The sequence below is a fragment of the Mesorhizobium sp. M7A.F.Ca.US.005.03.1.1 genome, assembly GCF_003997975.1.
GTDB classification, from domain to species: domain Bacteria; phylum Pseudomonadota; class Alphaproteobacteria; order Rhizobiales; family Rhizobiaceae; genus Mesorhizobium; species Mesorhizobium ciceri.
Window position 1 is genome coordinate 14240 of record NZ_RZRO01000102.1, and the last position, 9064, is coordinate 23303.

At 62.3% G+C, this 9064-nt stretch carries 7 protein-coding genes; 3 read left to right on the top strand and 4 right to left on the bottom strand.

Features of this window, described 5'->3' with window-relative positions; genetic code table 11:
- Both rpoB and rpoC read left to right on the top strand, forming a co-directional pair.
- Positions 1-1821, top strand: a 1821-nt coding sequence (rpoB, locus tag EN990_RS36350; RefSeq protein ID WP_245469220.1) for a DNA-directed RNA polymerase subunit beta, incomplete at its 5' end; no start/stop codon positions are given.
- Between the two features lie 186 nt (positions 1822-2007).
- Positions 2008-6204, top strand: coding sequence for a DNA-directed RNA polymerase subunit beta' (rpoC, locus tag EN990_RS29175; protein ID WP_013531415.1), 4197 nt, complete (start codon positions 2008-2010; stop codon positions 6202-6204).
- 65 nt (positions 6205-6269) lie between these two features.
- On the opposite strand, the gene EN990_RS29180 is transcribed toward rpoC, so the two are convergent.
- A complete protein-coding gene (locus EN990_RS29180) occupies positions 6270-6482 on the bottom strand; it encodes a helix-turn-helix transcriptional regulator (protein WP_013531416.1) in 213 nt (70 codons plus the stop codon).
- 13 nt (positions 6483-6495) lie between these two features.
- Complete coding sequence (locus EN990_RS29185) at positions 6496-7074, bottom strand: DUF2975 domain-containing protein (RefSeq protein WP_063168071.1); 579 nt, start codon at positions 7072-7074, stop codon at positions 6496-6498.
- A 96-nt stretch (positions 7075-7170) separates the two neighbouring features.
- Between EN990_RS29185 and EN990_RS29190 the strand changes: the two genes are divergently transcribed.
- Positions 7171-7569 carry a chlorophyllide reductase gene (locus tag EN990_RS29190; protein WP_127370399.1) on the top strand — a complete coding sequence of 133 codons (399 nt, stop codon included), beginning with the start codon at positions 7171-7173 and terminating at the stop codon, positions 7567-7569.
- 98 nt (positions 7570-7667) lie between these two features.
- Here the strand turns inward: EN990_RS29190 and EN990_RS29195 are convergent, their stop codons facing one another.
- Both EN990_RS29195 and EN990_RS29200 read right to left on the bottom strand, forming a co-directional pair.
- Positions 7668-8594, bottom strand: coding sequence for a Gfo/Idh/MocA family oxidoreductase (locus tag EN990_RS29195; protein ID WP_127370400.1), 927 nt, complete (start codon positions 8592-8594; stop codon positions 7668-7670).
- A gap of 172 nt (positions 8595-8766) precedes the next feature.
- On the bottom strand, positions 8767-9048 hold the full coding sequence (locus tag EN990_RS29200) for a transcriptional regulator (protein ID WP_013531420.1): 282 nt from the start codon (positions 9046-9048) through the stop codon (positions 8767-8769).
- Positions 9049-9064: the final 16 nt, after the last annotated feature.

Genomic DNA, 9064 nt, shown 5'->3' on the forward strand with positions numbered 1-9064 from the left:
TGCATCAACCAGCGCCCGCTGGTTCGCATGGGCGACCGGGTCAACAAGGGCGACATCATCGCCGACGGTCCGTCGACCGAGCTCGGCGATCTGGCGCTCGGCCGCAACGTGCTGGTCGCGTTCATGCCGTGGAACGGCTACAACTACGAGGACTCGATCCTCCTGTCCGAACGCATCGTCGCCGACGACGTCTTCACCTCGATCCACATCGAGGAGTTCGAGGTCATGGCGCGCGATACCAAGCTTGGACCGGAGGAAATCACGCGCGATATCCCGAACGTCTCGGAAGAAGCGCTGAAGAACCTCGACGAAGCCGGCATCGTCTACATCGGTGCGGAAGTTCAGCCGGGCGACATCCTGGTCGGCAAGATCACGCCGAAGGGCGAAAGCCCGATGACGCCGGAAGAGAAGCTTCTGCGCGCCATCTTCGGCGAAAAGGCATCCGATGTGCGCGACACCTCGATGCGCATGCCTCCTGGCACCTTCGGCACCGTCGTCGAGGTGCGCGTCTTCAATCGCCACGGTGTGGAGAAGGACGAGCGCGCCATGGCGATCGAGCGCGAGGAGATCGAACGCCTCGCCAAGGACCGCGACGACGAGCAGGCCATTTTGGACCGTAACGTCTACGCGCGTCTTTCCGACGTGCTCGTCGGCAAGGAAGCGATCGCTGGACCGAAGGGCTTCAAGAAGGGCTCGACGCTGTCCAAGGATACGCTCGACGAGTATCCGCGTTCGCAGTGGTGGCAGTTTGCCGTGGAGAACGAAAAGCTCCAGAGCGAGCTGGAAGCGCTGCGTGGCCAGTATGACGATTCCAAGAAGGCGCTTGAACAGCGTTTCATGGACAAGGTCGAGAAGGTCCAGCGCGGCGACGAAATGCCTCCGGGCGTCATGAAGATGGTCAAGGTCTTCGTGGCCGTGAAGCGCAAGATGCAGCCCGGCGACAAGATGGCCGGCCGTCACGGCAACAAGGGTGTCGTGTCGCGGATCGTTCCGGTCGAGGACATGCCTTTCCTCGAGGACGGCACGCATGCCGATATCGTGCTCAACCCGCTGGGTGTGCCGAGCCGCATGAATGTCGGCCAGATCCTGGAAACGCATCTGGGCTGGGCATGTGCGGGCATGGGCAGGAAGATCGGCGAGCTGATCGACACGTACAAGGCGGCCGGCGACATCAAGCCGCTGCGCAAGACGCTCGAGAGCTTCATCCCGGCCAACGACCGCAACGAGCCGGTTCGTGACTATGACGACGAGAGCATCGTTCGCCTCAGCGAGCAGATGCGCCGCGGCGTCTCGATCGCGACCCCGGTGTTCGACGGCGCGCATGAGGCTGACATCAACATCATGCTGGAGCAGGCGGGCCTGCACAGCAGCGGTCAGTCGCAGCTCTATGACGGACGCACGGGCGAGCCGTTCGATCGCAAGGTGACGATGGGCTACATCTACATGCTCAAGCTTCACCATCTCGTGGACGACAAGATCCACGCGCGTTCGATCGGTCCGTACTCGCTCGTCACCCAGCAGCCGCTGGGCGGCAAGGCGCAGTTCGGTGGCCAGCGCTTCGGCGAGATGGAGGTCTGGGCGCTGGAAGCGTACGGCGCCGCCTACACGCTGCAGGAAATGCTGACGGTGAAGTCCGACGACGTCGCCGGCCGTACCAAGGTCTACGAGGCGATCGTGCGTGGCGACGACACCTTCGAGGCCGGCATCCCGGAGAGCTTCAACGTTCTCGTCAAGGAAATGCGGTCTCTCGGCCTCAACGTCGAGCTGGAGAACACCAAGCTCGACGACAACCCTGTCCGGCTGCCCGACGCGGCCGAGTAAGGCAATGGCGCGCCACGGCTGTCCGCGGCGCGCCTCGAGCATGATCCCGAAAAGTGGCTACCGGTTTTCGGACAGGATCATGCTCAACCAGGAAGAATTCGACGGCCAGTGGCCGACAAAGACGGCGGGCGTTTGGCTCGCGACTAGATGCAAGGGATCTTCGAGGATCCCGAAAAGGAGAACGGCATGAACCAAGAGGTCATGAATCTCTTCAATCCGCAGGCGCCTGCGCAGGTGTTCGATTCCATCCGGATATCGCTTGCCAGCCCTGAGAAGATTCTGTCCTGGTCTTTCGGCGAGATCAAGAAGCCGGAGACCATCAACTACCGCACCTTCAAGCCGGAGCGTGACGGTCTGTTCTGCGCGCGCATTTTTGGCCCGATCAAGGACTATGAGTGCCTGTGCGGCAAGTACAAGCGCATGAAGTACAAGGGCGTCATCTGCGAGAAGTGCGGCGTCGAAGTCACGCTGTCGCGCGTTCGCCGCGAGCGCATGGGCCATATCGAGCTGGCGGCACCGGTCGCCCATATCTGGTTCCTGAAGTCGCTGCCGTCGCGCATCGGCACGCTGCTCGACATGACCCTGAAGGACATCGAGCGCGTCCTCTACTTCGAGAACTACATCGTCACCGAACCTGGCCTCACCGCGCTGAAGGAGCACCAGCTGCTCAGCGAGGAAGAGTACATGATCGCCGTCGACGAGTATGGCGAGGATTCGTTCACCGCCATGATCGGCGCCGAGGCCATTCATGACCTCCTGGCCGGCATGGACCTGGAGAAGATCGCCGGCGACCTGCGTTCGGAACTGGCGTCGACCACCTCCGAGCTGAAGCAGAAGAAGTATCTGAAGCGGCTCAAGGTCGTCGAGAACTTCATGGAATCCGGCAATCGTCCGGAATGGATGATCATGAAGGTGGTTCCGGTGATCCCGCCGGACCTGCGTCCGCTCGTCCCGCTGGACGGCGGCCGCTTCGCCACGTCGGATCTGAACGATCTCTATCGCCGCGTCATCAACCGCAACAACCGCCTGAAGCGGCTGATCGAGCTGCGCGCCCCCGGCATCATCGTGCGCAATGAAAAGCGCATGCTGCAGGAAGCCGTCGATGCGCTGTTCGACAACGGCCGCCGCGGCCGCGTCATCACCGGCGCCAACAAGCGCCCGCTGAAGTCGCTGTCCGACATGCTCAAGGGCAAGCAGGGCCGGTTCCGTCAGAACCTGCTCGGCAAGCGCGTCGACTATTCCGGCCGCTCGGTCATCGTGACCGGTCCGGAGCTCAAGCTGCACCAGTGCGGCCTGCCCAAGAAGATGGCGCTCGAACTGTTCAAGCCCTTCATCTACGCCCGTCTCGACGCCAAGGGTTACTCCTCGACCGTCAAGCAGGCGAAGAAGCTGGTCGAAAAGGAGCGTCCGGAAGTCTGGGATATCCTCGACGAGGTCATCCGCGAGCATCCGGTGCTGCTGAACCGTGCGCCGACGCTGCACCGTCTCGGCATCCAGGCGTTCGAGCCGATCCTGATCGAAGGCAAGGCGATCCAGCTGCACCCGCTGGTCTGCACGGCCTTCAACGCCGACTTCGACGGCGACCAGATGGCCGTTCACGTGCCGTTGTCGCTGGAAGCGCAGCTTGAAGCCCGCGTGCTGATGATGTCGACCAACAACATCCTGCACCCGGCTTCCGGCGCGCCGATCATTGTACCGTCGCAGGACATGGTTCTGGGTCTCTACTATCTCTCGATCGTCAACCAGAACGAGCCGGGCGAGGGCATGGTGTTTGCCGACATGGGCGAACTCCAGCACGCGCTCGAGACCAAGGCGGTGACGCTGCACTCCAAGATCAAGGGTCGTTTCCGCACGGTCGACGCCGAAGGCAAGGTCGTGTCAAAGATCCATGACACCACGCCTGGCCGCATGATCATCGGCGAGCTTCTGCCGAAGAACGTCAACGTGCCTTACGAGACCGCCAACCAGGAGATGACCAAGAAGAACATCTCCAAGATGATCGACACCGTCTACCGCCATTGCGGTCAGAAGGAGACGGTCATTTTCTGCGATCGCATCATGGCGCTCGGCTTCAGCCATGCCTGCCGTGCCGGCATTTCGTTCGGCAAGGACGACATGCTGATCCCGGATGCCAAGATCAAGCTGGTCTCCGACACCGAGGCTTTGGCCAAGGAATACGAGCAGCAGTACAATGACGGTCTGATCACGCAGGGCGAGAAGTACAACAAGGTCGTCGACGCCTGGGCCAAGTGCTCGGAAAAGGTCGCCGACGAGATGATGGCCCGCATCAAGGCGGTCGAGTTCGAGGACAATGGCCGTCAGAAGCCGATGAACTCGATCTACATGATGTCGCACTCCGGTGCGCGTGGCTCGCCCACCCAGATGCGCCAGCTTGCCGGCATGCGCGGCCTTATGGCCAAGCCGTCGGGTGAAATCATCGAGACGCCGATCATCTCGAACTTCAAGGAAGGCCTGACCGTGCTCGAGTACTTCAACTCGACCCACGGCGCCCGCAAGGGTCTGGCCGACACCGCCTTGAAGACGGCGAACTCGGGTTACCTCACCCGTCGTCTGGTCGACGTGGCGCAGGACTGCATCGTCAACTCCGTCGACTGCGGCACCGACAAGGGCCTCACCATGCAGCCGATCGTCGATGCCGGTCAGGTCGTTGCTTCGGTCGGCCAGCGCGTGCTGGGCCGTACGTCGCTCGACGACATCACCCATCCGGTGTCGGGCGAGATCCTGGTCAAGGCCGGAACGCTGATGGACGAGCGTGACGTGGAACAGATCGAAAAGGCCGGCGTCCAGTCGGTCCGCATCCGCTCGGCACTGACTTGCGAAGTCAGGGTTGGCGTCTGCGCGGTCTGCTATGGGCGCGATCTGGCCCGCGGCACCCCGGTCAACCAGGGCGAAGCCGTCGGCGTCATCGCGGCGCAGTCGATCGGCGAGCCGGGCACCCAGCTCACCATGCGTACCTTCCACATGGGCGGTACCGCGCAGGTGGTGGACAGCTCGTTCCTTGAAGCCTCGTATGAGGGCAAGGTCGAGATCCGCAACCGCAACGTGGTGCGCAACTCCGACGGCCAGCAGATGGTCATGGGCCGCAACATGGCGGTGCTGATCCTCGACGAAGCCGGCAAGGAGCGCGCCTCGCACCGTCTCACCTATGGTTCGCGCATCTTCGTGGACGATGGTGACAAGGTGAAGCGCGGCCAGCGTATCGCCGAGTGGGATCCCTACACGCGTCCGGTCCTCACCGAAATCGAGGGCAGGGTGTCGTACGAGGATCTGGTCGACGGCATTTCCGTTCAGGAAACGGCCGACGAGTCGACCGGCATCACCAAGCGTGAGGTCATCGACTGGCGCTCGACGCCACGTGGCAACGACCTGAAGCCGGCGATTGCGATCCAGGACGCCAAGGGCAAGGTCGGCAAGCTGTCCAAGGGCGGCGACGCCCGCTTCCTGCTCTCGGTCGAGGCCATTCTTTCGGTCGAGCCGGGTTCGCAGGTTCGCCCCGGCGACGTTTTGGCGCGTATTCCGATGGAAAGCGCCAAGACCAAGGACATCACCGGCGGTCTGCCGCGTGTTGCCGAACTGTTCGAGGCACGTCGTCCGAAGGATCACGCCATCATCGCCGAGATCGACGGCACGATCCGCTTCGGCCGCGACTACAAGAACAAGCGTCGCATCATCATCGAGCCGCATGACTCGACGCTTGAGCCGGTCGAATACCTGATCCCGAAGGGCAAGCCGTTCCATCTCCAGGACGGCGATGTCATCGAGAAGGGCGACTACATCCTCGACGGCAACCCGGCGCCGCACGACATCCTGGCGATCAAGGGCGTGGAGGCACTTGCTTCCTACCTCGTCAACGAGATCCAGGAAGTCTACCGTCTGCAGGGCGTGTCGATCAACGACAAGCACATCGAGGTGATCGTTCGCCAGATGCTGCAGAAGGTCGAGATCACGGTGCAGGGCGACTCGACCTACATCCCGGGCGATCATGTCGACGTGATCGAACTGGAAGAGGTCAACGAGCGTCTGGTCGAGGACGGCAAGAAGCCAGCCGAAGGCCTGCCGGTGCTGCTCGGCATCACCAAGGCATCGCTGCAGACGCCGTCCTTCATCTCGGCCGCCTCCTTCCAGGAGACGACGCGAGTGCTGACGGAAGCTGCCGTTGCCGGCAAGACCGACATGCTGCAGGGCTTGAAGGAAAACGTCATCGTCGGCCGGTTGATCCCGGCCGGTACCGGCGGCACGATGAGCCAGATCCGGCGCATCGCCACCTCGCGCGACGAACTGATCATCGACGAGCGCCGCAAGGCCTCGGGTGCGGAAGTCGCCGAGCCGATGCTGGCCGACATGACCACCGCCGCGCAGTAAGCGCGGACGGCAACGATCTCAGGCAATAAGGCCGTCGGGGCAACCCGGCGGCCTATTTTTTTGTGCTATTCGGACACCCTCTCGAAGCGAAGCAGATCGCCCGGCTGACAGTCGAGATAGTCGCAGATGCGCTCCAGCGTGTCGAACCGGATACCCTTGACCTTTCCCTGCTTCAAAAGAGAAAGATTGGCCTCGGTGATGCCGACATATTCGGCCAGGTCCTTTGACTTCACGTTTCGTTCGGCGAGGACGACATTGAGCCTGACCCTTATGGGCATGAGCTGATCCTCATCAGATGAATTGCGCGTTTTCTTCGGCGAGTGCCGATGCCTCGGCCATGACCCAGGTGATGACAGCAACGATGCAAGCTGCCAGCAAGGTCAGCATCGTGTCGCTGTCGAGACCGAGCGTCAGCCGGTGCTGGCCGGCAGGCGCGTCCCAGCTGAGCAGAACGGACAATGCCGCCGCCGAAACCGGTTTCAGCAAGGCGGATGCCAGCAGGCCGAGGCCAAAGTATCGCAAATTGCTGATGGCGCCCTGACCGAAGAAGTTGCCGGACGCGAAAGCGCCGAAGCAGCGCCTTGCGGCCATGAGCGCGAAGACGAGGCAGGCAAGCGGCACGAACGAGATCGCGAACCCGACCAGTCTTCGACCGAGGCCAAGCTCGCTCAGCCATTCCTGTGGGATTTGCGCATCGGCCGCGATCGAACTGGCGGAGACGCTGAGCCAGTAGAACAGCAGACCGATGGTCAGCAATATGGCGAGGACGACAAAACACCTCGCCAGCACTAGGCTGAAAAGTCGGATGCGTCTCAATCTAAGCTGGCGGGCAGGATCGGCAGGGACAGCCGTGATGACAGGTTCAATCATCGCCGTTATCACTCCATCGCAATGAATTATCGTTTTACAATAATCTATTTATGCGCAATGATGATTCTTGTCAATTCCTCATCACAGGAGAAACCTATGCCTTCGTTCAAACGCCGGATTGCCGTGGCAGCCATCGCGATTGTCGCCGCGTCCATAACGCCTTTTGCTGCCATCGCCCTCCCGTCGACAGCGACAGGCCGGATATTGGTGGGGCAGGTGATGGAAATGCTCGACAAGGCCGACACGAGCCCGGTCGCCAGGCAAACGCTGGTCGCCTATGTCGCCGGGGTTGGCGAAGCCGCCGGCGTGATCGCCGACACGATCGGCAATGGCGGCCTCGTTTCCTGCAAGAGTTCTTTCAGCCTGGATACACGAGCGGTGCGCGCCGCCCTTGAAGCGGGCGCCCCTCGTCAGGGTAACTGGTCTCAGACACCGGCGACGCCACTGATCATTGCCGACATGGTCAAGCGTGCCGGTTGCAGGACCAGGAATTGAGCCTGGCGATCCGCTGGTTCTCAGTCGCGCGACAATCCTGTCGCGCGACTATTCCCAACCTGCGACCGCCGCGCGATCAGCGAGTGCGGTTCCAGAGCTCAATCGAAAAACGCCTCGACTACGTTGCGCTTGCCGAGCATGAAGGCGTCAGCGACGTGCTGGAGCGGGGCCAGATCGACATCGGAAACGCCGGCGCGCACGATCTCGGCGAAGCGCTTGTAGAGCATCGGATATTCCGCTTCCGGCTCTTCGTGAATGACCTTGCCGTCGATGGCGAGCTTCGAGCCGCCGCCCGACAGCACCATGGCGCCCTTGTCGGTGTCGGCCAGGATGTCCCAGCTTTGCGGGCCTGTCTGCAGCCAGTCTAGGTCCATCGTCACCGGCAGGCCATTCGAGGTGCGGAAGGTGACGCGCGCGGCAACCGGGGAGGCGCGGTTTTCGGGAAAGTTGAGCACCGCCGAGGTGATGAACATGGCCGGCAGGATATGGGTGGCAATCGACAGCGCGTTGATGCCGGGATCGAAGACGCCAAAACCGCCGGGAGCCCAGATCCATTCCTGGTTCGGGTGCCAGCGGCGCACATCCTCTTTCCAGTTGATGGCGGCCGAGCGGATGCGGGCTGAACTTAGAAAAGCACGTGCGGCCTCGACGGCCGGCGCATAGCGCGAGTGCCAGCTGGCGAACAGCGAGACGCCGTTGTGCGCAGCCAATGTCTTGAGGTCTTCGACCTCGCTGACAGTAGCGCCCGGCGGCTTCTCCAGGAAGACATGCTTCTTTGCCGTCAGCGCCGTCCGCGCCGCGTCGTAGCGGAATTGCGGCGGCATGCAGAGCGAGACGGCCTCGAGCTCGGCTACGGCGTCGAGCATGGCTTCGATGGTGGGGAAATTCGGGATGTCATCCACCTTGCCGTGACGGCTGGCGGCCGCGACGAGGCGATAGTCCTGGTCTTTCGCCAGGGCCGGCAGGTGCTGGTCGCGGACGATCTTGCCGACGCCGACGATGCCTATCTTGATGGGCTGGGACACGGCCGCTCCGTCTGTTTGATGATGGTGATGGCTTCTTATCAGAACACTTGCCTCGGGCAAGCCGAAGCCGAGCAGCCAAGCTCAGCCTTCCCTTAGCGGCAGCACATTTGTCGGCTGGGAAGGCCTCGGTCGCCGATTCGGTTCGGCAGTCGATTCGAAAGCTGGACCGGGGTCAGATCGGCACGTCGAAGGTAACGATCGACACTTCGCCTTCGAGCGCGCCCTGGAAGGCGGAAATATGCGGCTCTTCGTCGGGGATGCCGTCCATGTCGCCGATCTGGTCGAGCTCGGCCTCGGCGTAACCTTCGGCGGCAAGCGATTCGAGCGCCCGGCGCACCGCCGAATCGTCGTCGGGCGCAACCAGCATGACGTGGACGCCTTCCGGTTTGCCGCCTTTTTTCTTCCACACCCGGCCGGTGATGATGGTGACCGGGCGTTCTTCGTTGTCGTTCACGGGCCGATTCCTCCTG